At 56.1% G+C, this 23,138-nt stretch carries 23 protein-coding genes; 12 read left to right on the top strand and 11 right to left on the bottom strand.

The window, feature by feature from the left end; translation table 11 throughout:
• Window positions 1-106: 106 nt before the first annotated feature.
• From J2I48_RS26065 to J2I48_RS26055, 3 genes are all read left to right on the top strand, one after another.
• A complete protein-coding gene (locus J2I48_RS26065; RefSeq protein ID WP_207338468.1) occupies window positions 107-1,414 on the top strand; it encodes a UDP-N-acetylmuramoyl-tripeptide--D-alanyl-D-alanine ligase in 1,308 nt (435 codons plus the stop codon).
• 222 nt (window positions 1,415-1,636) lie between these two features.
• A complete protein-coding gene (locus J2I48_RS26060) occupies window positions 1,637-2,314 on the top strand; it encodes a GDSL-type esterase/lipase family protein (protein ID WP_207338467.1) in 678 nt (225 codons plus the stop codon).
• Window positions 2,315-2,408: 94 nt separating this feature from the next.
• On the top strand, window positions 2,409-2,855 hold the full coding sequence (locus J2I48_RS26055) for a 3-oxoacyl-ACP synthase (protein ID WP_207338466.1): 447 nt from the start codon (window positions 2,409-2,411) through the stop codon (window positions 2,853-2,855).
• Window positions 2,856-2,867: 12 nt separating this feature from the next.
• Here the strand turns inward: J2I48_RS26055 and J2I48_RS26050 are convergent, their stop codons facing one another.
• The 4 genes from J2I48_RS26050 to J2I48_RS26035 all read right to left on the bottom strand — a co-directional run bounded on the left by J2I48_RS26050 (window position 2,868) and on the right by J2I48_RS26035 (window position 5,017).
• Window positions 2,868-3,467, bottom strand: a complete 600-nt coding sequence (locus J2I48_RS26050; protein WP_207338465.1) for a GNAT family N-acetyltransferase — start codon at window positions 3,465-3,467, stop codon at window positions 2,868-2,870.
• Window positions 3,468-3,498: 31 nt separating this feature from the next.
• Window positions 3,499-3,900, bottom strand: coding sequence for a ketosteroid isomerase-related protein (locus tag J2I48_RS26045; RefSeq protein ID WP_207338464.1), 402 nt, complete (start codon window positions 3,898-3,900; stop codon window positions 3,499-3,501).
• Between the two features lie 7 nt (window positions 3,901-3,907).
• Window positions 3,908-4,210 carry a Dabb family protein gene (locus tag J2I48_RS26040; protein WP_207338463.1) on the bottom strand — a complete coding sequence of 101 codons (303 nt, stop codon included), beginning with the start codon at window positions 4,208-4,210 and terminating at the stop codon, window positions 3,908-3,910.
• Between the two features lie 84 nt (window positions 4,211-4,294).
• Window positions 4,295-5,017 (bottom strand): RluA family pseudouridine synthase, encoded by a 723-nt coding sequence (locus tag J2I48_RS26035; RefSeq protein ID WP_207338462.1) that lies wholly within the window; start codon window positions 5,015-5,017, stop codon window positions 4,295-4,297.
• A gap of 43 nt (window positions 5,018-5,060) precedes the next feature.
• Here J2I48_RS26035 and J2I48_RS26030 point away from each other — a divergent pair, with 43 nt between their 5' ends.
• Window positions 5,061-5,213 (top strand): hypothetical protein, encoded by a 153-nt coding sequence (locus J2I48_RS26030; RefSeq protein WP_207338461.1) that lies wholly within the window; start codon window positions 5,061-5,063, stop codon window positions 5,211-5,213.
• A gap of 112 nt (window positions 5,214-5,325) precedes the next feature.
• Here the strand turns inward: J2I48_RS26030 and J2I48_RS26025 are convergent, their stop codons facing one another.
• From J2I48_RS26025 to J2I48_RS26015, 3 genes are all read right to left on the bottom strand, one after another.
• Window positions 5,326-6,360, bottom strand: a complete 1,035-nt coding sequence (locus tag J2I48_RS26025; protein ID WP_207338460.1) for a sensor histidine kinase — start codon at window positions 6,358-6,360, stop codon at window positions 5,326-5,328.
• A gap of 119 nt (window positions 6,361-6,479) precedes the next feature.
• The gene (locus J2I48_RS26020; protein WP_207338459.1) at window positions 6,480-7,181 is read right to left on the bottom strand and encodes a response regulator transcription factor; all 702 of its coding nucleotides are present in this window, start codon (window positions 7,179-7,181) and stop codon (window positions 6,480-6,482) included.
• 128 nt (window positions 7,182-7,309) lie between these two features.
• Window positions 7,310-8,248 carry a hypothetical protein gene (locus J2I48_RS26015; RefSeq protein ID WP_207338458.1) on the bottom strand — a complete coding sequence of 313 codons (939 nt, stop codon included), beginning with the start codon at window positions 8,246-8,248 and terminating at the stop codon, window positions 7,310-7,312.
• Window positions 8,249-8,361: 113 nt separating this feature from the next.
• Between J2I48_RS26015 and J2I48_RS26010 the strand changes: the two genes are divergently transcribed.
• Window positions 8,362-9,546 carry an AI-2E family transporter gene (locus J2I48_RS26010; protein ID WP_207338457.1) on the top strand — a complete coding sequence of 395 codons (1,185 nt, stop codon included), beginning with the start codon at window positions 8,362-8,364 and terminating at the stop codon, window positions 9,544-9,546.
• An 18-nt stretch (window positions 9,547-9,564) separates the two neighbouring features.
• Here J2I48_RS26010 and J2I48_RS26005 read toward each other — a convergent pair whose 3' ends face one another.
• Window positions 9,565-10,827 (bottom strand): hypothetical protein, encoded by a 1,263-nt coding sequence (locus J2I48_RS26005; RefSeq protein WP_207338456.1) that lies wholly within the window; start codon window positions 10,825-10,827, stop codon window positions 9,565-9,567.
• 102 nt (window positions 10,828-10,929) lie between these two features.
• On the opposite strand from J2I48_RS26005, the gene J2I48_RS26000 reads away from it, so the two are divergent.
• The gene (locus J2I48_RS26000; protein ID WP_207338455.1) at window positions 10,930-11,868 is read left to right on the top strand and encodes a 3-oxoacyl-ACP synthase III family protein; all 939 of its coding nucleotides are present in this window, start codon (window positions 10,930-10,932) and stop codon (window positions 11,866-11,868) included.
• Here the strand turns inward: J2I48_RS26000 and J2I48_RS25995 are convergent.
• Both J2I48_RS25995 and J2I48_RS25990 read right to left on the bottom strand, forming a co-directional pair.
• A complete protein-coding gene (locus J2I48_RS25995) occupies window positions 11,865-13,148 on the bottom strand; it encodes an APC family permease (protein WP_207338454.1) in 1,284 nt (427 codons plus the stop codon). The two genes, J2I48_RS26000 and J2I48_RS25995, sit on opposite strands and share 4 nt — an antisense overlap.
• A gap of 96 nt (window positions 13,149-13,244) precedes the next feature.
• Window positions 13,245-14,297, bottom strand: coding sequence for an alkaline phosphatase D family protein (locus J2I48_RS25990; protein WP_207338453.1), 1,053 nt, complete (start codon window positions 14,295-14,297; stop codon window positions 13,245-13,247).
• An 87-nt stretch (window positions 14,298-14,384) separates the two neighbouring features.
• Here J2I48_RS25990 and J2I48_RS25985 point away from each other — a divergent pair, with 87 nt between their 5' ends.
• Window positions 14,385-15,770 (top strand): ethanolamine ammonia-lyase subunit EutB, encoded by a 1,386-nt coding sequence (locus J2I48_RS25985; protein ID WP_207338452.1) that lies wholly within the window; start codon window positions 14,385-14,387, stop codon window positions 15,768-15,770.
• A gap of 67 nt (window positions 15,771-15,837) precedes the next feature.
• Here J2I48_RS25985 and J2I48_RS25980 read toward each other — a convergent pair whose 3' ends face one another.
• The gene (locus J2I48_RS25980) at window positions 15,838-16,740 is read right to left on the bottom strand and encodes a DUF1338 domain-containing protein (RefSeq protein WP_207338451.1); all 903 of its coding nucleotides are present in this window, start codon (window positions 16,738-16,740) and stop codon (window positions 15,838-15,840) included.
• A gap of 169 nt (window positions 16,741-16,909) precedes the next feature.
• Between J2I48_RS25980 and recG the strand changes: the two genes are divergently transcribed.
• From recG to gpmI, 5 genes are all read left to right on the top strand, one after another.
• Window positions 16,910-19,018, top strand: coding sequence for an ATP-dependent DNA helicase RecG (recG, locus tag J2I48_RS25975; RefSeq protein ID WP_207338450.1), 2,109 nt, complete (start codon window positions 16,910-16,912; stop codon window positions 19,016-19,018).
• A 178-nt stretch (window positions 19,019-19,196) separates the two neighbouring features.
• Window positions 19,197-20,474, top strand: coding sequence for a phosphopyruvate hydratase (gene eno, locus J2I48_RS25970; RefSeq protein ID WP_207338449.1), 1,278 nt, complete (start codon window positions 19,197-19,199; stop codon window positions 20,472-20,474).
• A gap of 105 nt (window positions 20,475-20,579) precedes the next feature.
• Window positions 20,580-20,885 carry a septum formation initiator family protein gene (locus J2I48_RS25965; RefSeq protein WP_207338448.1) on the top strand — a complete coding sequence of 102 codons (306 nt, stop codon included), beginning with the start codon at window positions 20,580-20,582 and terminating at the stop codon, window positions 20,883-20,885.
• A gap of 113 nt (window positions 20,886-20,998) precedes the next feature.
• Entirely contained in the window at window positions 20,999-21,505 is a 507-nt protein-coding gene (locus tag J2I48_RS25960) for a low molecular weight protein-tyrosine-phosphatase (protein ID WP_207338447.1), read from the top strand.
• Between the two features lie 53 nt (window positions 21,506-21,558).
• Window positions 21,559-23,133, top strand: a complete 1,575-nt coding sequence (gpmI, locus tag J2I48_RS25955; protein ID WP_207338446.1) for a 2,3-bisphosphoglycerate-independent phosphoglycerate mutase — start codon at window positions 21,559-21,561, stop codon at window positions 23,131-23,133.
• Window positions 23,134-23,138 lie beyond the last annotated feature (5 nt).

Genomic DNA, 23,138 nt, shown 5'->3' with positions numbered 1-23,138 from the left:
CTTTTGAAAGAAAAGAAAGTTTATTGTTTGCTGTTTACTGTCTTCTGTTGGTAATCGGCGTAACCCAGACGCGGGACCGCCGATTACCAACAGCAAACTACATTTTATGCAACTATATAACGCATTTTTGGCCTGCCAGGGTATCTCCACCGACACTCGGCAGATTACGCCGGGCTGTCTATTTGTGGCCCTGCGCGGCGACACCTTCAACGGGAACGAATTTGCCCTGAAAGCCCTGGCCGACGGTGCTCGCTATGCCCTCATCGACGACCCCGCCGTAGCCGAGCAAGCTCCCGCCGCTGACCGTGATCGCTGCCTGCTCGTGCCCGATGCCCTTGCGGCTATGCAGGACCTGGCCCGGCACCACCGGCGGCAGTTTACGTTTCCGGTGGTGGGCCTGACCGGGTCTAATGGCAAGACCACCACCAAAGAACTCATTGCGGCGGTGCTGGCCAAAAAATACCGCGTAGAAGCTACAGCGGGCAACCTCAACAACCATATCGGCGTGCCCCTCACGCTGCTGCGCATCGACCCGAACACTACAGAAATTGCTGTGATCGAGATGGGGGCCAACCATCAGCAGGAAATCGCTATGCTCAGCCGAATCTGCGAACCTACCCACGGGCTGATTACCAACATCGGAAAGGCGCACCTGGAGGGATTCGGTGGAGTAGCGGGCGTACGCAAAGGCAAGGGCGAACTGTTTGATTACCTGGCCGAAACGGACGGCACCGTGTTCGTCAATCAGCAGGACGCTACCCTCCGCGACATGGTGGCCGAACGGCAACTTCGAGAGGTGGTTCCGTATTGGACCGACGGCCAATACGCCATTGAGCAGGAAGCCCCGGTAGTCATTTTTGAAGACGCCACTACCGATTTTGCCGCTAAGCCGCGCGTGGTGACGCACCTGCCGGGCCTGTATAATTTCGCCAATATGGCCGCTGCCCTGGCCATCGGGGCCTATTTTGAGGTGCCACAGACCGAGGCTCTGCAAGCCGTAGCCGACTACAACCCTACCAACAACCGGTCGCAGCTACTTACCAAAGGGACAAACACCATCTGGCTCGATGCCTACAACGCCAACCCCTCGTCGATGGCAGCGGCGGTGCAGCAGTTTGGACAGCAGCCCGCCACCCGCAAAGCCGTGATCCTGGGCGACATGTATGAACTGGGCGACGAAAGCGAAGCCGAACATGCCGCCCTCGGCGAACTGGTGGCCGCCCAACATTTCGACCTGGTGATTCTGGCGGGCCACGACATGAAATACGCTCTTTCTGCCCTGCCCAAAGCCTACTATTTCCCCGACAAGTTTTCGCTCCACAACTGGATCGCTGACAACCCCATGCACGACACCCACATCCTTATCAAAGGCTCGCGCGGTATGAAGCTGGAGACAGTAGTGCCGTTTATTTGAATGGAGAGGCAAGAGGTAAGAAACAAGAAGCAAGAGGTAAGAAACAAGAAGCAAGAGGTAAGAAACAAGAGACAAGACCATCTGCTCATGTCTTATCTCTTGTTTCTTATCTCTTGCTTCTTGTTTCTTACCTCTTGCTTCTTGTTTCTTACCTCTTGCCTCTCCGTGTTTAAACGTTTCCTGCCCAAATAAGTCTTACATACATTATTAACCATATAGACCATGACAAGTAAAGCTATAGCACTGCTCCTGTGCACCACGTTCCTGACGCTGTCGGGCTGGGCGCAGCAAACGCCCGCCTCCACAACGGTGGCCAATTATGAGCCAGAAATCGCCGCGTTTGAGGCAACCGACAAATCGACGCCCCCGCCCGCCAACCCGATTTTGTTTGTGGGTAGTTCGTCTATTCGGTTGTGGTCGGGGCTAAGCGAGGCGTTTCCGGGAAAACCCGTGTTGCAACGTGGCTTCGGCGGCTCGGAAGTGGCCGACGTGATCAAGTTTTCGCCCCGAATCATTACGCCCTACAAGCCCCGGCAGGTGGTGGTCTACGCCGGCGACAATGACCTTGGACAAGGCAAAAAGACCGCCCGCGAGGTGTATAATAACGTGCTGACGCTCTACATGCTGGTACGGAAAAACGTACCGGGCGCTACGTTTACCTACATTTCCATTAAACCCAGCCCCGCCCGTCGGCAGCAGATGGCCGTGCAGGCAGAGGCTAATGCATTGATTAAGAATTACCTGGGCGGCCAGAAAAACACGTCCTACGTAGACGTGTACACGCCTATGCTCAACGCCGCCGGGCAACCCCGCCCCGAACTCTTCATCGCCGACAGCCTCCACATGAACGCCGCTGGCTACGACATCTGGAAACAAGCCATCGCGCCGGTGCTGAAATAAAGAAACCAGAAACAAGAGGTAAGAGTCAAGAAACAAGAACTGGCTATTAGCTTGTTGTTCTTGTTTCTTGACTCTTACCTCTTGTTTCTCTCTCATGAAAGAACCCCTCTACGCTGCCTGCATGGCTTATGTGCAACAGCGCATCCAGACCGCTACTGAGGCCATGGTGGCGGCGCAGGAGTCGGCCAACGCCGAGTCGAAAAGTTCGGCGGGCGACAAATACGAAACGGGCCGCGCTATGGCCCAACTTGAGCGTGACCGCCATGCTCAACTCCTGGCCGATGCCCAGCACATGCGGCAGGAACTGGAACACATTGACCCCGCGGCCCCGCCGGGCCCTGTGGTGCGGCCGGGTAGCCTGGTGCAAACGTCGGCGGGGAATTTCTACATTGCTATCAGCGCCGGGCGCCTGCAACTCAACGGGCAATCGTACATGGCTGTCTCGCCCGCGTCGCCCATCGGGGCGTTGCTACGGGGGAAATCAGTTGGCGATACCGTCACGTTCAATCGGCAGGTGTACATAATCGAGAGTATTCTGTAGTGCCTTGTGAGGCTACCGGGGTATTTCGCGTGTCCAGAACTGCATAGGCTTGGCTGTCTCGGTCGTTTCGCCAATGTCGGGCCAGGAGAACGTGGTCTGCAGAGCAGGGTCGGGCCGGTAGCCGCGCTGCTGCCAAAACCTGTTGAGCGGGCGGTAGTTAACCGGACGAAGTAAATGGTTGTCAGGGCGTTGTACGACACAAAAGCACGTAAGCCTATAGGTGCCAAACGACCGGGCATGGGCTTCCCGAACGTCGAAAAAGCGGTGGCCGATGCCCCAACCCCGGTAGTGGGGCAAGAGCAGGCTTTCGCCAAAATAAAACACATAATCGAGGTCAATACCCGCCGTGATAAACGGCGCTTGCACTTCATCGGTCTCATCGCGGAGGGGCAGGCAGGTGGTAGCGCCAACCAGTTTTCCGTTGTTAACAACGGTCAACAACAGCGCCCGCTCCGACTGGGCGTAGGTATTCAGGTACGCTTTTTCGTAATCAACAGAGCCTTCATACAGGTACGGAAATTCCCGAAAAACGGTAATCCGTAACTGCGCCAGCCCATCGAAAACGGTAGCGATGTCAGCACCGGTATAGGTTTGGAAAAGGAGGTCAGTCATGAGTAGTAAACCTATAAGGACGAAGGAGACCTTATAGGTTTACCAACGACTCCCACAACGGCAGGTTATAATACGTCGTTACGCGGGTGATTTGGCCGTTGGCGATAGACAGAAAAGACCCGGCGGGCAGCACGTAGGGTTGACCGTGGGCGGGGGGCAGGTCGCCGTCGGTTTTTTTGTAGGTGCCGTTTACCACAAACTCGCAGGCCACGCGGGTGCCGGTGGGTTCGGTCAGGATTACCAGCTCGGTCAGGGTTTCGTCGTAGCAGTCGTCCATGTGCTGGAGAAACTGCGTGAAGTGGTCCTTCCCCACGTGCGTGGCCCCCTGATTGCTGTCGTGGCGCACGTCGTCGCTCAGCAGCGAAAGCATCATGGCCCAGTCTTTCCGGTTAAAGGCGTCGTAATACGTTGAGGCAATGTCGTGTGGGTTCATTTTAAACTCATTTAGCCATGACATCATAAATCTTCACCTGACTCCAGAGGTGTTTGCATTCGGCCACGAATTCGAGGTGAATAGGGTGGTCCTGATACACGTCGTGGGCGGCTTTGTCGGCGAAGTGCAGGATCAGGCTCAGGTCGTAACTGTGATCAATCACGGGGCGGCGGGTTTCGGCGGGACTACCAATGTAGCTGGCCTGAATGGCCGGAACACCGCGCAACGATTCCAGACCCGCCTGCAAGGCAGCGCGGTCGTCGGTCGACTCAGGGTTGCTGAGCCAGAAATAAACAGAGTGGAGGAACATAGACTACAGGATAGTTAGATACTGGACGTTAGATTTTGGACATCACAGCGTCCAGTATTCAAGATCTAATGTCCAGCGTCCAAGTTAAAGATTCTTCTCTAGCTGCTTCACCAGCGCGGCAAAGTCTTTGGGGTAGGGTGCTTCGGTGGTTAGTTCGTCGCCGTTGAGTTTGGCGAAGGTGAGCGAGTGGGCGTGCAGGGCCACGCGCTGAATCAGGGGCTGCTCGTCGGTGTCGCTTTTCAGGTTGAAGTTGCGTTTGATCTCCGAGAGGTAGACGGGCTTGCCGCCGTAGGTCGGGTCGGAGACGATGGGGGCTTTCAGGCACTGCAAATGCACCCTGATCTGGTGCATCCGGCCCGTGATGGGCTTGCATTCCACCAGCGTGTTGATCCGGTAAGCCCGCAGCGTGTCGAAGATTGTTTCGGCCACTTTGCCCTTTTCGCGGTCGATCTTTACCGAGGTGCCGTCGCGCACGGGGGCAATGGGCAGGTAGACCGAGATGCCTTCAAAATTATGCACGCCGTTGGTCACGGCATGGTAACGTTTAGTAACCTCGCGGTGCTCAAACTGCATGGCCAAGTGCCGATACGCCTCCGGGTGCTTGGCAATGGCCAGAATCCCCGATGTCTCTTTATCCAGCCGGTGCGCCAACTGGGCATCGTCGCTATAGGCCTTAGCCATGCGCAGGATGCTCACCCCCAACCGGTCGGGGGTGCGCTCATCGAGCGAGGCTACGTAAGGGGGTTTGTTGATGAGTATATAGTCATCGTCCTCATAGACGATGAGGTCGGCAAAATTCAGTTTCATACCACAAAGGTAGCCTCTGGGGGCGCAAGCCGATAAGGCCGACATGAAAATGAATAAGGAAGCCCGCGAAGCCGACAAGATGAGCGGTGACAAAGAAGCTCTCAAAGCCGACCGCAAAGCGGGTATCAAAAAAGAAGGTAAGCTGCTGAAAGACCAGGCCAAAAAAGACGTAAAAGTCGTGAAGTCGAAGGTGTAAGCTAATAGTCTGGGAAGTCGTAGAAGAAGGGAGTGCAGGTAGTCTGGGAAGTCGTAGAAGAAGAGACTTTCCAGACTACCTGCACTCCCTTCTTCTACGACTTCCCAGACTATTATTCCTTATCCAACTTAAAACGAAACTCGGTGCCTTTGTCGAGGCGGCTAAGCACGGTGATTTTTGATTTGTGGGCGTTCAGAATGTGCTTCACAATGGCTAGGCCCAGGCCCGTGCCGCCCTGCTCTTTGGAACGGCTTTTTTCTACCCGGTAAAACCGCTCGAAAATGCGGCTCAGGTGCTCGGGCGGGATGCCGGGGCCGTCGTCTTTCACCGACACCTGAACGTGTTTTTTGCCTTCGTCTTCCAGCACCACCACCACCTTGCCGCCGTCGTTGCCATACTTCACCGCGTTCTGAATCAGGTTGGTCATTACCTGCGCAATGCGCTGTTTATCAGCACGTACCCACACCGGGCCGGGCAGCGGCGTTTTCAGCCGTAGGGTGGTTTTTCGGGCTTGCGCCAGGCTCTCCAGCTGCTCGAAAATTTCGTCGGTGATGTGCCGAATGTCTACCCGGTCGAAGTGCATGCGCAGCTCACCAGTTTCTAATTGCGAGAGGGCCACCAGGTCCTGCACCAGGGCGTCGAGACCGTCGAGGCTGCGGGCGGCTTTAGCCAGAAACTTATCGCGCACATATTCATCGTCGACAGCCCCGTCGATGAGGGTATGAATAAAGCCCTGGGCGGCAAAAATGGGCGTTTTTAATTCGTGCGAAACATCGGCCAGGAATTCGCGCCGAAACTGCTCCATTTTTTTTAATTCATCAATTTCTTTTTGCTTACGCGCCACGTAAACAAATATTTCGTCGTTGAGCTTTTTAAACGGATTTCCCGTTTTTAAAATCGATTTTCGTGAAATAGAAAAATCGCGAACTTTTAATTTTCGAATGGCCTCATACAGCTTCGTAATTTCCCGATATACCAGAATATCGATGGTGTAAAGAATCAGGAAAAAGGACAGCAAAAATGCCGACACCCCTACCACAAAAAGCATACTACCCGTGGTACCCGGCACAAACGCCAGAAACACCATAGTCAGCCCCGCAATAAGCGACGCCAGCAACAAGGCAATAAACCGGGGGGAGAGGGACATAAAAGGGGGGAGGAGGGAGAAACGGACTAAAGGAGGAAAGGGAGCTTCGCGATTATACAGTAACTATGTTGGGCTTGCGAAGCTCCCTTTCCTCCTTTAGTCCGTTTCTCCCTCCTCCCTTAATTCGTTTCAAACATATACCCAACGCCTTTGAGGGTACGAATATAGCCTTCGCCGATCTTTTCGCGGAGCTTGCGGATGTGCACGTCGACGGTGCGTTCGAGGACGTAGATATCGGCGCCCCAGATCTTCTGGAGCAACTCGTCGCGGCTGAATACTTTGTTGGGCGTTTGGGCCAGGTAAAACAGTAGTTCGAACTCTTTTTTGGGCAGAATAATGGTCTGCTCGCCCTGGTTGACCGAGTAGTTCTGGCGGCTGATGCTGAGGTCGGCAATCTGAATCACATCGCCGGTGTCGGCTTTCTGGGCTTCGCGGCGGAAAAGGGCGTTGATCCGGCTCATCAACGCCCGCGGCTTAATGGGCTTGGTGATATAGTCATCGGCACCAACTTCAAAAGCAGCCACCTCCGAATACTCTTCTGAGCGGGCCGTGAGGTAAAGAATATACGTTTGCCGGAGTTCGGGAATGGCCCGCAGTTGCCGCCCCGCTTCAATGCCGTCTACGTGGGGCATCATGATGTCGAGCAGGACTAATTCGGGGAGAAAAACACGGCCAACTTCCAAGGCTTTTCGGCCGTCGGGGGCCGTTCTGACGTCGTAGCCTTCTTTTTGGAGGTTGTATTCGAGCAGTTCGAGAATGTCGGGATCGTCATCGACCACCATTACGCGGTGGGCTTGTGGTGAGGCTTTTGCCGTACTCATGGAGGTTATCGACAGGTGTCTTGAGCGCTAAAGGTAGACGGCGTTGTGGGCAAGTTAGCCGGAGGGTTTCATTCTTAACACAAAGATAACGAACAGGATGCCTTCGTTTTGGCACTGGCTTTGCGCCACTACCGCCTCTTGCTCAGCCTGTAAATACGCCCCTGTTCGTTGGTCATCAGCAGGTCGGTGTTGTTGATATACACCAGGGCTTCGGTCTGGGCGCGGGGTACTCGCAGGCAGGCGATGGGGTGACGTAGCCGGACGGGACCGGGGCTGCTGAGGTCGAAAAACAGGATTTTACCATATGTCAGCACCGCCAGCGTTTTATAATCCGGGCTGATGGCCGCCCCTGTCACCATCGACTTGATGTACACTGAATCGAGCGGTGCCAGGGCGCGGTTGCCGGGCTGGGCGGGCATCCCATAGAGCCTCACCGTGTGCCCCGAACGGTTTTTCGACAATAGAAACAGGCTGTCACGCGCATAAAAAACAGCCTCACAGTCGAAATTGCGTCCGGGCGGTGGAAAAGCCGTTTGGTCGGAGAAGGTAAAGGAGGAAAGAAAAAAGGGAGCGGTCCGACGGTTCGGAAAGGAGGAATTACGTAACGGGCTTGTTCTTTCCCCTTCCTCCTTTCCGAACCGTCGGACCGCTCCCTTTTTCCTTTCCTCCTTCACACCATACACCCCCAGATCCCGCCGGGTATTGGCGTTGTTACCCACGTCGGCAATAAAAAGGCGGGTGGTGTCTTGCTGGGCGAGGTCTTCCCAGTCTACATTTTTGGCACCGACCAGCGGCAGCGAGTCAATCAGGGTGCCGGTGAGGGTAATACCGTAGAGCGTGGGCCGCCCGCCGCCGTCGTTATGGGTCCAAAACGTGGGCGGGCTACCGGGCGGACCGTGGCGGCGGGCCAGTCCAGAGCTTTCGTTGACCACCTTCGGCAAGGTCCCCACCCACTCAACCCGATACTGCCCCCGCACACGCGCCACCCCCAGCCGATGAACTTCGGGCGTACACGAACAAAATCCGACCTTTATGCCAATTAAAACGTTGATGAGCCAGGGAAACATGTTTAAAGATAGTCGATAGTCGTAAGTCGTGAGTCGGCTGACGCGCAAGTATTGCTCTCGCGTCAGCCGACTCACGACTTACGACTATCGACTATCGACTTACGACTAGTTTTATGATCAATCGCGCTACTGAAGTGCAACAGCCGCTGTATGTGCGGTTTGCGTCTGTACTTATATCTATCGTTATCATTGTCTACGGCCTCTACGAGCTACAGTCGCTGCTGATTCCGCTGGTGTTTGCTATTCTGTTTTCGGTGTTGCTGTTCCCGCTTTGCCGTCGGCTGGAGACGTGGCGCATTCCCCGAATTGTGGCCATTATTATGTGTCTGGTGCTGGCACTGGCTGTGATCGTATCGGTGTTGTATGCGTTTACGACCCAGATCAGCAGCTTTGCCGAAGTGCTGCCGCAGGTGGTCAAAAAAGGAAACGACCTGCTGGCCAAGCTACAAACCTACGCCGACGATCATTTCAATATTGACCGAAAGCGGCAACTGACCGAAGCCCGTAAATACGTCAACACGCTGCTGGAGTCGGGTGGTACAGTGCTGAAAAACACCTTGTTAGCTACCACGAGCACCCTCACCGATGTGCTGTTGGTGCTGCTGTTTATTTTCTTTTTTCTGCTCTACCGCGACTTTTTCCGGTCGTTTTTCTACAAAGTTTTTGGTCAGCAACACCGCACCAAGGTAGACGGCGTAATGCAGCGGATCTACGCGGTGGTGAAAGATTACCTGGTGGGGTTGGTGCTGGTGATCCTGGTGATTGGTACGCTTATGACCGCCGGGCTGATGATTCTGGGTGTCGACTATGCCGTGTTCTTTGGCTTCTTTGGGGCCTGTCTGGTACTGATCCCATACTTTGGCATCTCGCTGGGGTCGCTGCTGCCCGCCGCCTATACGCTCGTCACGCAGGATAATCCGTTGAAGGCGCTGGGTGTTATTGGGGTGTTTTTGTTTGTGCAGGCGCTGGAGGGCAACTTCATCACGCCCTACATCGTGGGGTCGAAGGTGAGTATCAACCCCCTGGCCGCCATTATTTCGCTGCTGTTATGGGATAGCCTATGGGGACTGCCTGGTCTGATTCTGGCCCTGCCGCTGACGGCCATCATCAAAGTTATTTTCGATTCGGTGGCGGCGCTTAAGCCCTACGGATTTCTGCTTGGTGAGGCCGAAAAGCCCCGTCCGCCCATTAAAAACTTACAGGAACTGGCCGATCAACTGCCTAAGCGGGTGAAAAAAATAGGCAAAGAAGAAGAGAAAGTTGGTGAAGGGAAGAACGATGCCAAATTAGTTGGTTAGCCACTCCCGAGTTGACAGTCAGCGTTTCACTGACTCAATAAGCGAACCTACTACAGGTATTATGCTCATAACCAGCAGCAGGTAAGCGCCATACATATAGGCCGGAATGGGGGGATAATAAGGCGTAAACGTACCCACGGTGGCCAGTATCCCTATCACGTACTCCAGCTGCCGGTACCGCAGCAACAGGTACAGCACCACCAGGCCCAGCAGCGCCAGCGCGTAGTTGAGCCGGTCACCCCCGCCTACCACATACCCCACCGAAAAGGCCTGTAACGTGTTGCAAACGGCATTTTTCAGAAATAGCAACGGGTCTTTTTGAGCAATGTGCAGCACCGCCCGATGTGTTATAACGGCTAACCGCGTTTCCACCGCCGGGTCGGATGTGGCGTTGACCATAGCTTTCCCGGTTTGCTGCTCATACAGGTTGACGATGGCTCTGTCAGACAGGTTATCCTGATACGGATTATGGTACGCCGCAATGCCCAGATACACCACCCGCCATACGACCGAAGTTACGGGTTGGTAGAGCCAGGCACCCAGCAGCAGAGCCAGCGTTACCGAAATACCCGCCAGCACCGGGCGGCGCTGCCGTAGCCAGATCAACGCCAGCCAGCTTTCGGCCAGCAGCATAGACGGGCGCATCACAAACAATAACCCCAGCAGTGGTCCCCAAAGTAGCCCCCAAATGGCCCTCCCTCGCCAACCCAACAAGCATATGACCAGCATAAAGCTGGGGATCACCTGCCAGAAGTAATAAAAATCATAGGTAACAAATTGGATGATCACCGGGTTGCAGGCGTAGGTCAGCCAGAAAAACCAGCCTTGCCAGCCGACCGACAACCGAGACACGATCCAGCCGCAAAGCGCCAGGTGCACCAACACTTGGAGCCAGATAACGGCCATGCCATCGGGTGCAGCCGGGAAGATAGACCGGGCCAGGGCGCAGATATAGCCGTAGCCGATCTGCATGAATACGTACTGTGTCAGCGGCGCGGTGGTCGGGCCAAACCGAAAGGCAAGCTGTTGCGAGGGCGTCAAGCTGTCAAAGGCATCGACCTGTGCGGTGTCGACCAGGAAACGGGGTGCGCTGGGTAGCAGTCCCTGACTTTGTTGCCCGGCCTGTCGTGGCAGGTTAGCGGCGAAGGAGTAGAACGTACCCCGCCAGTGCGCCGCCTGATGTTTATGGGTACTGAACAGCCATAGGCTGACCACCAGCAACGACCCCATGAGCAGGTAAGAGAAGCGGCCGTTGAATCGAGATGGCTGTACAATTCTCATTCGTTGTTGCATTATACTCAGTTATTGTACCACACCGTCTTGGAAGGTTTTAACTTTCGCCCAAATTTCAGTTGTTAATCTCGACGCCAAGTTAACCGGCACATGTTTATTCACGCAGTTAGCCACTATTTGCCTCAGCAAGTAGTTGGCAATGATCATTTTACCCAACTCAACGGACTTTCCGACGAATGGATCACCACTCGGACCGGGATTAGCGAACGCCGAAAGGCCGCCCCCGGCGAGAATACCAATACAATGTCGGTGGACGTAGTGAACCGACTCATGGCCCAAGCCGACCTCTCGACGGTCGATCTGATCGTGGGCGCTACCTACACCCCTCACGACACCATCGTTACCCTGGCCCACGCTATTCAGCATCACCTGGCCATTGCCGATATTCCAACCGTGTCGGTGTCGTCGGCCTGCTCGTCATTGCTCAACGCCATTGAGATCGTAGAGGGGTATTTCGCCCTTAACAAAGCCTCGCGGGCGCTGGTGGTCGTTACCGAACATAACACGGCCTATTACAACGAAGACGACACCGTGTCGGGCCACCTCTGGGGCGACGGTGCCGCCGCCCTGCTCATCACCAAAGAACGCCAGTCGGAGAATGATCTCACCATTATGGGGCTGCTCACGGGCGGGGCTGCCCATGCGGGTAAAGCTGTGGAGGCGGTGGTGTTACAGCCGCTGGTACGGGGGGTAATCATGCCCTATGGCCGCGACGTATTCCAGAATGCGTGCATCTACATGCCCAAGGCCAGCCTCCAGATTCTGGAGCGCCACCAACTCACCGTGGCTGACGTAGACTACGTACTGCCCCACCAGGCCAACCTGCGCATTAGCCGCAACGTGATGCAAACGCTGGGCCTCCCCGAAGAAAAACTGATTTCCAACATTCAGTACTTGGGTAATACCGGTTGCGCGGGTTGCGCCATTGCCCTCTCCGAACGCTGGGACTCGTTCCAAAAAGGCGAGCACATCGTAGTCACAGTCTTCGGCGGCGGGTATTCCTACGGGGCCATGCTGATCGAGGTCTAACCCCAGCGTGGGCGTAGCCAGTAGGTGAGGCCCCCCACGGCTACAATGGCTAGTCCGATGAGGCTTTCGCGAGGTCGGTCGGCGAGGATGAAGCCCAACACGCACAGGCTGAAGAGGATGTAGCCCCATTGCAGCCACGGACGCCAGGGGCTGTGAAAGGCATGGGGTAGGCGAGGGGTGCATAGCAGGCTTGCCACGGCCAGCGTACCCATGAGTTGCAGCACAAACGAGGTGCAGAGCAACACCTGTTCCAGTGTTCCCGAAAAAAGCAACAGCAGCGTGATACCCGTCTGCAACCAGATGGCCCGCACCGGAATTTGCCGGGTCGATTGTTTACCGAAAAAGTGCCATAGCGGGAAATCCTGGGCCATTCGTTGCGTAACCCGGCTGCCGATCCAGACGTAGGAACTCATGGTAGCAACAAGCTGAAAGGCAATGCCCGCGCTCACCCAGCGGCGGCCCGACGGCCCCAGCAGATGCCCAAACGCGATGACGGCTACCTCGGTTTGTCCCTGTAGTTGAGCCAAAGTAGCTTGGCGGAGCATGACCAGTTGCAAACAAATGTAGATGGCCGTTACCCCCAACGTGCCCAGCAGCAGAGCCTTAGGCAAACTCCGGCGCGGGTCGCGGATTTCTGAGACAATGTAAGCCGCCGCATTCCAGCCGACGTAGGCATAGGTGACGTAGAGCAGCGACACCGCAAACGGGGCCGTGAATACTTCATCTTGGTAGCTGTTGTCCCACTGCAAGGCATTACCGGGTAGGGCCGCCATCCCAAAACCCAGGGCTATGATGCCGCCAATAAACCCGATTTTAAGCAATGTGGTCCCGTTCTGAAACACGCTGCTCTGCTTCAGACTGGCCGAATGCAGCACGCCAATGGCCACGATGAGGGCCACCGTCAGCGCTCGCGGGTTGGCCAGCCCGAACGGCGACAGGTAGGCTTCCATGGTTTTACCCGCAATAGCCACCGGTGCCGCAAACCCACCCACCAGCGATACCCAGGCCGACAAATACCCCAGAAATGGGTGTAGTCCTTTGGAGATAAAGACGTAGTCGCCGCCGTTTTCGTCGGGGTAATGGGTGCCGAGTTCGGCGAAGGTAAATGCCCCGATCAGGGCCAAAATACCCCCCAGCACCCACAGCAAAATGATGGACCAGGTGTTTTGCACGGCGCTGAGCTGAAACCCAAGGCTGGTGAACACCCCCGTACCCACCATATTGGAAATCACTAAAGCACAGGCTGTTTGCCAGGAAATTTTGGGGATGTGTGTAGGCATATGGTGTGGTTTGATGGTTATTGGTCATTGGTCCGGGGCGCGTAGCCCTGCGGGCGTCATTGGGCTACGCGCCCCGGACCAATGACCAATAACTGTTTAAAACTGAATTTCCTGGGTCAGGTGAGTAGCCAGGCTATCGCCTTTGATCTGCACCGTCGCCCTGTGCGGCTTTTTAGCCCAGTTGATGGTGATGAGGCCGTAGTTCAGGTTGGCCACCATAGCGCCAACCCGGTGCTTATTGGGTTCTTCATGCGGCTTGGAATAGTGCGTCAGGCCACTGCTCGTGATATCGTATAGGTCGTAGCCCAGGCCCGGCACTACCACCTTCGACACCTCGGCCATGTGTCGGTCGCCGCTGAGTAGTATGGCACCACGGGGCTTCGTTTTGGCCAAAAGGTCTAGCAGCCGCTGCCGGGCAACGGGAAAATTGGCCCATTTTTCATACGGGTGTTCTTCGGGCAGCACCTGAATACCAGAGCCAATCAGGTGGATGTCGGCATCGGAGTTGGTCAGCTGTGCTTCCAGCCATTGCCATTGCGTCTCGCCCATTATATCGCCGGTGGGGTTGGGTACGTTGTCCTTTCCGTTTTTCATGAGCGGGTCGCGGAAATAGCGTCCATCCAGCAAGATCACTTTTACCTGCTGTCCTTTGGGGCCGTACACATGGGCCGAGTACCCACCGGCCTGCGTGCGCAACGGGCTGGTGGTGGGTACGTCCAGAAAATCGAGCATCAGTTGCTGGCTTTCCTGTCGGCGGGGGTATTCTTTACCACCATCGTTAACCCCATAGTCGTGGTCGTCCCAAACGCCAATGATAGCTGCCGACTGGCGAAGCTGCTGGTAGACGGGGTTACTTTTTTGCAGGTCGTATTTGGCTTTCAGCACGCCCATGTCCTCCGAATCGCCGTAGACATTATCGCCAAGCCAGATCCAAACTTGTGGGTTTTGGGCCAGAATGTCGTCCCAGAGCGGCTGGTCTCTTTTTTGGTCGCTACACGAGCCAAAGGCAATAGTATTTATAGGCATATTGGTTGGTGTTTCCGCTTCCAGGCCAACGGGCGGTTCGGTAGAGACCAGCTTTGTGCTGGCCCGGTGGCAACCGCTTAACAGGAGGCCACCAAGCAGGCTGATTAGGAGCAGATTCTTCATCTTTGTTTGTGCGTTTGTCTGTTGTGGCCTTCCGGCTGCTGCGTCGGCAACAAACAAACGCACAAACCGCCAAACAACCGAACGTTCATGCTTTACCGCCACACGGTTCACCACCATACCTACGTGTTCGACGACCTGAAAACGCTGCTGGCGCGGGCTACGCCCCGGCGGTCGGGCGATGAGCTGGCGGGGGTGGCGGCGCAAACGGCCGAAGAGCGCGTGGCGGCACAAATGGCCCTTGCCGACCTTCCGATGGCTGTTTTTCTGAACGAAGCCGTTATTCCCTACGAGCAGGACGAGGTGACGCGCTTGATTCTGGACAGCCACGACCGGGCGGCATTTGCGCCCATCAGCCACCTCACCGTGGGCGATTTTCGCGATTTTCTTCTGTCTGAAACGGCTACGTCGGCGGTATTGGCGCAGCTAAAATGGGGCCTCACGCCCGAAATGGTGGCGGGGGTTTCTAAGCTCATGCGCAATCAGGATCTGATCACCGTGGCAGCTAAGTGCCAGGTAGTCAGTCGATTTCGCAACACGCTGGGCGGAAGAGGGCGGCTGCACACGCGCCTGCAACCCAACCACCCCACCGACGACCCACGCGGCATTCTGGCCAGCATTATCGACGGTCTGCTCTACGGCTCCGGCGACGCGGTCATCGGCATCAACCCCGCTACCGACAGTGTGCCCGCCACGGTGCAGCTGCTGCATATGCTGGACCAACTGCGCGTTCGGCTCCGCGACATACCCACCCAAACCTGCGTGCTGAGCCATATTACCACCACGCTCCGGGCCATTGAGCAGGGTGCCCCGGTCGATCTGGCGTTTCAGAGCATTGGCGGCACGGAGGGGGTAAACCGGTCATTCGGCGTTGATTTGGCCCTGTTGCGCGAAGGCTATGAAGCCACGCTGGCCCTGAAACGGGGCACTGTGGGGCAGCAGGTGATGTATTTCGAAACGGGGCAGGGGAGTGCACTCTCGGCCAATGCGCACCACGAGCTTGACCAGCAAACCGCCGAGGTGCGGGCCTATGCCGTGGCGCGGGCGTTTGATCCGTTGCTGGTGAATTCGGTGGTGGGGTTCATTGGGCCGGAGTACCTCTACAACGGCAAGCAGATCATCCGCGCCGGTCTGGAAGACCACTGCTGCGGCAAGCTATTGGGACTGCCCATGGGCATCGACGTATGCTACACCAACCACGCCGAAGCTGATCAGGACGATATGGACACCCTGCTAACACTGCTGGCCACGGCGGGTGTAACGTTCATTATGGGCCTGCCCGGTGCCGACGACGTGATGCTACACTACCAGAGCACCAGCTTCCACGACGCGCTCTACGCCCGCAACCTGCTCGGCCTGCAACCCGCCCCCGAATTTCAGAAGTGGCTGACCGACAACGGCTTATTTGGTAATAACGGCCGTCTGCTAACCGGACAGTCCCGCCAATGGCTGCTGGATACGGCAATGGGGAGGTGAGTTGGTAGTTGGTGGTTGCTTCGCGCCAGCCTCGACGCGAAGTAACCACCAACTACCAACCACCAACTCACTTCCCCGTTTGCGCTACAAACGTGCTTTCAAAGATTTTATCAGCGTTGGCGGCTTCGAAGCCTTCGCGGCGGTGTTCGCGGGTGAGCTGGCGCGTGGGCAGGTGGGCAAACTGGGGTAACACGCGCCGCTCGGCGAACTCCACGTAAGAACCCGCAATGCGATGCGTTTCGCCCCCGGCAAACTGAGCATCTACCAGCTGCGCCACGGTCGAGGCCTGCCTCAACCCACCGTCGGGGCTTACTTTAATCACCCCACCCGATGAGTTGAGCTTGAACCCCCGCGCCTGTAGAAACGCCACGAATTCGTCGATGGTGTTGTAGCCAATGGGCAGGTTATGCACACTGATGGTGAAGTGGTTGAGGTAGTAGCGGTTGTAGATCACCCAGGCGGCGTACTCGCTTTCGGCCAGCAGCGTCTGGTATTCGGTCAGCGTGGGTGTGGCCCAAAGTGGCTGGTGTAAAAACTGGTCAACGGCGTCGCCATCAGTTAAATCCAGGGCATCAACAGGATCTTTATCCACCGTGCTGGTGTACTTGTGGATAATGTCCTGTGCTTTTGTGGATAACTCATGCACCCGCAGTTCGCTGGCGAAAATCCGGGGCAGGTTATCAGCGGCGCGGTCGGCGGGCGGGGCGTACCAATAGGCACTCAGCTTCTTTTCAGCGAAGTTGTACGGCTCGCGTTTTTCGTAGCCATAGGCCAGAAAAATCTTCTCGAAAGACGCCAGCCCCAGGTTGGGTACGCCCATGGTACGGAAGGCGATGTGGTCATTTTCAATCTGGCCCGACGAATGGATCATGCCTTCGTCAATCATGGCATCAATAATGCCCTGCACGTCAGGAACGCGCTCGGTGTAGCGGCGCATCAGGCCGGAGAGAACAGTGTCGAGGGGGGACATTTTTTAAGGGAGTTTACAGTTTGCTGTTTTGAGTCTTCTGTTGCTTGGCGCAGTCGAGGGGCCGCCAGCGCGAAGCTAACTAATGCGCCAAGCAACAGAAGACTCAAAACAGCAAACAGAAGACTAATCTACAAACCGTTATTTTTACTGTATCGTTGCCCTAACGTACATGACCGAACGGACCACCTTTTTTGATACCCGACTTGACTACCTCAAGGGCCTCGGACCGCAACGGGCTGAGTTACTGAACAAAGAGCTGCACCTGTTTACGGCCGGCGACCTGATTCAGTACTACCCCTTCCGGTACGAAGACCGCACGCGCTTCTACACCATTGCCGAACTGATGGAGTCGATGCCCTCGGCGCAGGTGCGTGGCCGCCTCCGCGACTGGCATACGGAAGGTGAAGGGCCAAAAAAACGCCTCGTCGGCAGTTTCACCGATGGCACCGGCACTATGGATTTGGTCTGGTTTCAGGGACTGTCGTGGCTTGAAAAAACGCTCCGGCGCGATGGCGAATACGTGGCCTTTGGCAAGCCGCAGGAGTTTCAGGGCAAGTTCAGCATCGTTCACCCCGAACTCGACGCCATCCGCCCCGAAGCCGAACCGGAGGCCACGCTGTCGCCGGTTTATAACCTGACCGAAAAGCTCCGCCGCCGCTTTGTCGACAACAAGGTGATGGCCAAAGCGATGCGGTCATTGCTGGAACAGGCATGGCCGCACATCAGCGAAACGCTGCCCGCCAGTTTGATCGAAAAATTCCGGCTCGTGGGCAAACGCGAGGCTGTCTGGAACATTCATTTGCCCCAAAGCCCCGCGTGGTTGCGGCAGGCCGAACGGCGCCTAAAATTCGAGGAACTGTTCTACAATCAGCTGCGGCTCATTGCGAACAAGCTGATTCAGAAGGAGGAACATCCCGGACAGGTGTTTACCAAGACGGCCCTGCTGGCGCATTTCTACAAAACCATGCTGCCTTTTCCGCTCACGGGCGCGCAGCAACGGGTCTTGCGCGAGATTCACAAAGACTGCCTTACGGGTCGCCAAATGAACCGGCTCTTGCAGGGCGACGTGGGCAGCGGCAAGACCATCGTGGCGTTTATCACTATGCTCCTGGCTATCGACAACGGGGCGCAGGCCTGCCTGATGGCCCCCACCGAAATTCTGGCCGATCAGCACTACAATGGCCTGAAACCCTTCGCCGACGCGATGGGCCTGAACCTCGGCATCCTGACGGGCAGCACCAAAACCAAACGCCGCCGGGTGCTCCACGATGAACTGCTCACGGGCCGGATGCACATTCTGGTGGGCACCCACGCCCTGCTCGAAGACATCGTGCAGTTCCGCAATTTGGGCCTGTGCATTATTGACGAGCAGCACCGCTTTGGTGTGGCACAGCGGGCCAAAATGTGGGCCAAAAACCCGGTGGTGCCGCCGCATATTCTGGTGATGACCGCCACGCCCATTCCGCGTACGCTGGCCATGACCCTTTATGGTAACCTCGACATTTCGATCATCGACGAGATGCCCGCCGGACGGAAGCCCATTAAAACCGTGCATAAGTACGACAAGCACCGCGCCGAGGTCTTTGGCTTCATGCGGCAACAAATCGAACTGGGGCGGCAGGTGTACGTGGTGTATCCGCTCATTGAAGAGTCGGAAACGCTGGATTACAAGGACTTAACCGACGGGTTCGAGGGTATGCAACGGGCGTTTCCACAGCCGCAGTACCAGGTAGGCATCCTCCACGGTAAGATGGACCCCTACAGCAAAGACTATGAAATGACCCGCTTTGCCAAAGGTGAGGTGAACATTTTGGTGGCTACCACGGTGATTGAAGTGGGCGTGAACGTACCCAACGCCAGCGTGATGGTGATTGAAAGTGCCGAACGCTTTGGCCTGTCGCAACTGCATCAGCTACGCGGCCGGGTAGGCCGGGGCAGTGACCAGTCATACTGTGTGCTGATGACAGGCTACAAACTCAGCGCCGACACCAAACTACGCCTGGAAACGATGGTGCGCACCAACAATGGCTTCGAAATCGCCGACGTAGACCTGCAACTCCGCGGCCCCGGCGACCTGGCCGGCACCCAGCAGTCGGGCCTGATGGACCTGCGCCTCGCCGACCTCGCCAAAGACGGCCCGGTGCTGACCGCCGCCCGCGAATCGGCCCAGATCATCTTGGAAACCGATCCCCAGCTGATCCTCCCCGAACACGCCCCCATCCGCAACCACATCGACGCCATCGGCCGCACCCAATCCGACTGGAGCCGAATTTCGTAGAGACGCAACATCTTGCGTCTCCTTCGCGTCAGCCCACACGCGTCAGCAACCTTCTACCAACTATCTCACTGCCCACTGCTACTTCCTTTTTCTGTTTATTTGTGCTGTGAAAAAGGGCGTTAGCACCTGTTTCGGTTGTTGTCTTGACTTTAATCCAAATTTTTGTTCGTAAAGCACAATGAGTACTATTCAAAGCATCCATGCCCGCCAGATTCTTGACTCGCGCGGCAATCCGACCGTTGAGGTCGACGTTCGTACCGAAACCGGTGCCCTAGGCCGCGCCGCTGTGCCGTCAGGCGCCTCGACTGGTACGCACGAAGCCGTTGAACTCCGCGACGATGATGCCAAAGTGTACGTTGGCAAGGGCGTGTTGAAGGCTGTTGAGAATGTGAACGAGCTGATTTACCCCGAACTGGTGGGTATCGACGTGACGGATCAGGGCATGATCGACAAGATTATGCTCGAACTCGACGGTACGCCCAACAAGGGTCGCCTGGGTGCCAACGCCATTTTGGGGGTGTCACTGGCCGTGGCCAAAGCCGCCGCCATCGACTGTGGTATGCCGCTGTACCGCTACATCGGCGGGGTGAATGCCAACACGCTGCCCGTGCCGATGATGAACATCCTGAACGGAGGTTCACACGCCGATAATTCCATTGATTTTCAGGAGTTTATGGTCATGCCCGCCAACGCCCCCAGCTTCTCGGAAGCGTTGCGGATGGGTACCGAAATCTTCCATAAACTGAAGGGTGTACTGAAGGGTAAAGGCATGAGTACCAACGTGGGCGACGAAGGTGGTTTTGCGCCCAATATCAAGTCGAACGAAGAGGCGATCCAGATCGTGATCGAAGCGATTGAGAAAGCAGGCTATCGTCCCGGCGAAGACGTCTGGATTGCGATGGATGCCGCCGCGTCGGAGTTCTACAACCCCGAAACGAAGGAGTACCACTTCAAGAAATCGACCGGCGACAAGCTGACCTCGCCCCAAATGGCGCAGTACTGGGCCGACTGGGTAGCTAAATACCCCATTATGTCGATTGAAGACGGCATGTCGGAAGACGATTGGGATGGCTGGAAACAACAGACCGAACTGGTGGGTAAGAAGATTCAACTCGTTGGTGATGACCTGTTTGTGACCAACGTAACGCGCCTGCAAGAAGGTATCGACAAGGGTATTGCCAACGCTATTCTGGTAAAAGTAAACCAGATCGGCTCGCTCACCGAGACCATCGACACGGTGAATCTGGCCAAGCGCAACAGCTACAAAAACATCATGTCGCACCGCTCGGGCGAGACTGAAGATGCCACCATCGCCGACCTCGCCGTGGCCCTCAACACCGGCCAGATCAAGACCGGCTCCGCCTCCCGTTCCGACCGCATGGCGAAGTACAATCAACTCCTCCGCATCGAGGAAGAACTAGGCGAAATGGCCTATTTTCCGGGACTGAAATTTTAAAAATTTACGATGTACGATTTACGATTTATTGCTTTCGCCAGAGTATTCATGCTCTGGTGAAAGCAATAAATCGTAAATCGTAAATCGTACATCGTAAATCAGAACATGACTCTCCTCAACCACCGCCGCAAGTTCTACATCTTCACGGGCCTCGGGTTCGCGTTGTGGATGTTGTTTTTCGATGCCAATGACCTGCGTTCGCAGGCCCGTAACTGGTGGAAACTGCGCGAACTGGAGCAGGAGAAGGCCTTTTATCAGGAACAGATCGAGCTAACCAAGGCCGAACAAAAAGAGGTGCTGGGCAGCCAACGCCTCCGCATCAAATACGCCCGAGAAAAGTACCTGATGAAAAAACGCAACGAAGATGTGTTCGTGCTGGTGGATGAAAATGATGAACCCTTAGAAAAGTAATGTACAATGCACAATGAATAATGTACAATGAGCTGACGCTCGAATACGCTTGCGTGAGCCTGGAAACGTCAGCTCATTGTACATTATTCATTGTGCATTGTACATTAAAAAATATGATCTCCCTCCTCTTCGCTTGTCTCGGAAATATTTGTCGGTCGCCGGTGGCGGAGGGGGTGTTTCGACAGTTGGTGGCCGAGGCGGGGCTGAGCGACAAAATCCGGTGCGATTCGGCGGGGACGGCCTCGTACCACATTGGCCAACTACCCGATTTGCGGACCCGACAGAATGCCCTCTCGCATGGGCTTACCCTCACGCACCGCGCCCGCCGCATGACCGGCGAAGACCTGGCCCAGTTCGACTACATCATTGCCATGGACGAAAGCAATTTCGAGGCGGTGATGAAACTCAGTCAGCGGTCGGTCGGGCTAACGCACGACGACTCCATCTTCCTCCTGCGCGAATTTGACCCCGCCATCAGCGACGAACCCAGCGTACCCGACCCCTATTACGAAGGCCCCGAAGTCTTCGAAGAAGTCTACCAGATTGCCCACCGCTGCTGTGGTGAGCTGCTTAAGTACATCATTTCTAAAGAGCGAACGAGTGAACGAGTGAAAGAGTGAGAGGCCTGCGCCAACTTCTTTCACTCGTTCACTCGTTCACTCTATCACTCTTTATGAATAAGAAAGTTATCCTCGTCATTATGGACGGGTGGGGTATGACCACCCAAAACGACCGGTCGGCGCTGGCGGCGGCGAAAACACCCTTTGTTAGCGACGCCTGGAACCGCTACACGCATAGTACGCTGGCCGCATCGGGCCTGCCAGTTGGCCTGCCCGACGGGCAAATGGGCAACTCGGAAGTGGGGCATATGAACCTCGGTGCCGGGCGGATTGTGTATCAGGACCTGGTGAAAATTAACCTCGCCGTTGAGCAACATACCCTCGAACACGAACCCGTTTTAGCCGATGCCCTGGCCCGCGCCAAAGCCGGTAACAAAAAAGTCCACCTCATCGGGCTGGTGTCTGACGGGGGCGTTCACGCGCACATCGACCACCTCAAGGGCCTGCTGAGCATTGCCCACGAGCAGGGGCTGACCAACGTGTTCGTCCACGCTTTCACCGACGGCCGCGATACCGACCCCAAAAGCGGCCTGGCTTATTTAACCGACCTGTCGGCACACATGGCCAGCACCACCGGAAAGCTCGCCACCGTGGTGGGTCGGTTCTACGCCATGGACCGCGACAACCGCTGGGAGCGCGTGAAGGTAGCCTACGATGCCATGGTCAACGCCGTGGGTGACCGGGCGCAGGGCGACGGCGTGTTCCAAGCTATCCGCGACGGCTATGAAGCTGGTACTACCGACGAGTTCATTTCGCCCATTGTGATGGAAACGGCTGATCATCAGCCCGTTGCAAAAATCGAAAACGGCGACGTGGTGATCTGCTTCAACTTCCGTACCGACCGGGGCCGCGAGATTACGATGGCCCTGACGCAGAAAGATTTCCCGGAACAGCAGATGTACAAGCTCAACCTCGACTACATCACGATGACCAACTACGACTCCGATTTTGTGGGCGTGAAGGTCATTTACGAAAAAGATAACCTCGAAAAGACCCTCGGCGAAGTGGTGGCCGAAGCAGGCCGGAAGCAAATTCGCATTGCCGAAACCGAGAAATACCCCCACGTTACGTTCTTCTTTTCGGGTGGGCGCGAGGCTCCCTTCGCGGGTGAAGCACGGCTACTGGTGCCCTCGCCAAAAGAGATGACAACGGTCAACGAGCGAGGCGAAACCGTGACCATACCCGTGAAGACCTACGACCAGAAACCCGACATGTCGGCAGAAGGTATTCGTGACGCGATTGTGGCCGAACTGAAGAAAGGAGAGGTCGATTTTGTATGCCTCAACTTCGCCAATACCGATATGGTGGGCCACACGGGTGTGTTTGCTGCCGTGGTGAAAGCCGCCGAAACCGTTGATGCCACTACCCGTGACGTAGTCACGACCGGCCTGGAACACGGCTACACCTCGATCATCATTGCCGACCATGGCAACGCCGATTACATGGTCAACGACGACGGCAGCCCCAACACCGCCCACACCACAAGCCTGGTACCGTGCATCTTAGTGGATAACGACTACCAGCCTGCGCTGAAAAACGGCAAACTCGGCGACATAGCCCCCACCATTCTAGCCCTGATGGGTATTCCGCAGCCACCCGAAATGACCGGCGAAAGCCTGTTGGCGTAAACGCA

Origin of the sequence: Fibrella aquatilis, from assembly GCF_017353255.1 — a bacterium.
Lineage (GTDB): Bacteria > Bacteroidota > Bacteroidia > Cytophagales > Spirosomataceae > Fibrella > Fibrella aquatilis.
Note: the sequence above shows the minus strand (reverse complement) of the source record. Positions and strands in the feature narration are given on the sequence as shown.

Excerpts from the sequence above, each read along its gene's own strand:
- gpmI (WP_207338446.1), top strand. The coding sequence starts at position 21,559 with ATGAATAAGAAAGTTATCCTCGTCATTATGGACGGGTGGGGTATGACC.
- J2I48_RS26060 (WP_207338467.1), top strand. The coding sequence starts at position 1,637 with ATGACAAGTAAAGCTATAGCACTGCTCCTGTGCACCACGTTCCTGACG.
- J2I48_RS26045 (WP_207338464.1), bottom strand. The coding sequence starts at position 3,900 with ATGAACCCACACGACATTGCCTCAACGTATTACGACGCCTTTAACCGG.
- J2I48_RS26040 (WP_207338463.1), bottom strand. The coding sequence starts at position 4,210 with ATGTTCCTCCACTCTGTTTATTTCTGGCTCAGCAACCCTGAGTCGACC.
- J2I48_RS26050 (WP_207338465.1), bottom strand. The coding sequence starts at position 3,467 with ATGACTGACCTCCTTTTCCAAACCTATACCGGTGCTGACATCGCTACC.
- J2I48_RS26000 (WP_207338455.1), top strand. The coding sequence starts at position 10,930 with ATGTTTATTCACGCAGTTAGCCACTATTTGCCTCAGCAAGTAGTTGGC.
- J2I48_RS26010 (WP_207338457.1), top strand. The coding sequence starts at position 8,362 with ATGATCAATCGCGCTACTGAAGTGCAACAGCCGCTGTATGTGCGGTTT.
- J2I48_RS26055 (WP_207338466.1), top strand. The coding sequence starts at position 2,409 with ATGAAAGAACCCCTCTACGCTGCCTGCATGGCTTATGTGCAACAGCGC.
- J2I48_RS26065 (WP_207338468.1), top strand. The coding sequence starts at position 107 with ATGCAACTATATAACGCATTTTTGGCCTGCCAGGGTATCTCCACCGAC.
- J2I48_RS26020 (WP_207338459.1), bottom strand. The coding sequence starts at position 7,181 with ATGAGTACGGCAAAAGCCTCACCACAAGCCCACCGCGTAATGGTGGTC.
- eno (WP_207338449.1), top strand. The coding sequence starts at position 19,197 with ATGAGTACTATTCAAAGCATCCATGCCCGCCAGATTCTTGACTCGCGC.
- J2I48_RS26030 (WP_207338461.1), top strand. The coding sequence starts at position 5,061 with ATGAAAATGAATAAGGAAGCCCGCGAAGCCGACAAGATGAGCGGTGAC.
- J2I48_RS25990 (WP_207338453.1), bottom strand. The coding sequence starts at position 14,297 with ATGAAGAATCTGCTCCTAATCAGCCTGCTTGGTGGCCTCCTGTTAAGC.
- J2I48_RS26025 (WP_207338460.1), bottom strand. The coding sequence starts at position 6,360 with ATGTCCCTCTCCCCCCGGTTTATTGCCTTGTTGCTGGCGTCGCTTATT.
- J2I48_RS26035 (WP_207338462.1), bottom strand. The coding sequence starts at position 5,017 with ATGAAACTGAATTTTGCCGACCTCATCGTCTATGAGGACGATGACTAT.
- recG (WP_207338450.1), top strand. The coding sequence starts at position 16,910 with ATGACCGAACGGACCACCTTTTTTGATACCCGACTTGACTACCTCAAG.
- J2I48_RS26005 (WP_207338456.1), bottom strand. The coding sequence starts at position 10,827 with ATGAGAATTGTACAGCCATCTCGATTCAACGGCCGCTTCTCTTACCTG.
- J2I48_RS25965 (WP_207338448.1), top strand. The coding sequence starts at position 20,580 with ATGACTCTCCTCAACCACCGCCGCAAGTTCTACATCTTCACGGGCCTC.
- J2I48_RS25980 (WP_207338451.1), bottom strand. The coding sequence starts at position 16,740 with ATGTCCCCCCTCGACACTGTTCTCTCCGGCCTGATGCGCCGCTACACC.
- J2I48_RS26015 (WP_207338458.1), bottom strand. The coding sequence starts at position 8,248 with ATGTTTCCCTGGCTCATCAACGTTTTAATTGGCATAAAGGTCGGATTT.
- J2I48_RS25985 (WP_207338452.1), top strand. The coding sequence starts at position 14,385 with ATGCTTTACCGCCACACGGTTCACCACCATACCTACGTGTTCGACGAC.
- J2I48_RS25995 (WP_207338454.1), bottom strand. The coding sequence starts at position 13,148 with ATGCCTACACACATCCCCAAAATTTCCTGGCAAACAGCCTGTGCTTTA.
- J2I48_RS25960 (WP_207338447.1), top strand. The coding sequence starts at position 20,999 with ATGATCTCCCTCCTCTTCGCTTGTCTCGGAAATATTTGTCGGTCGCCG.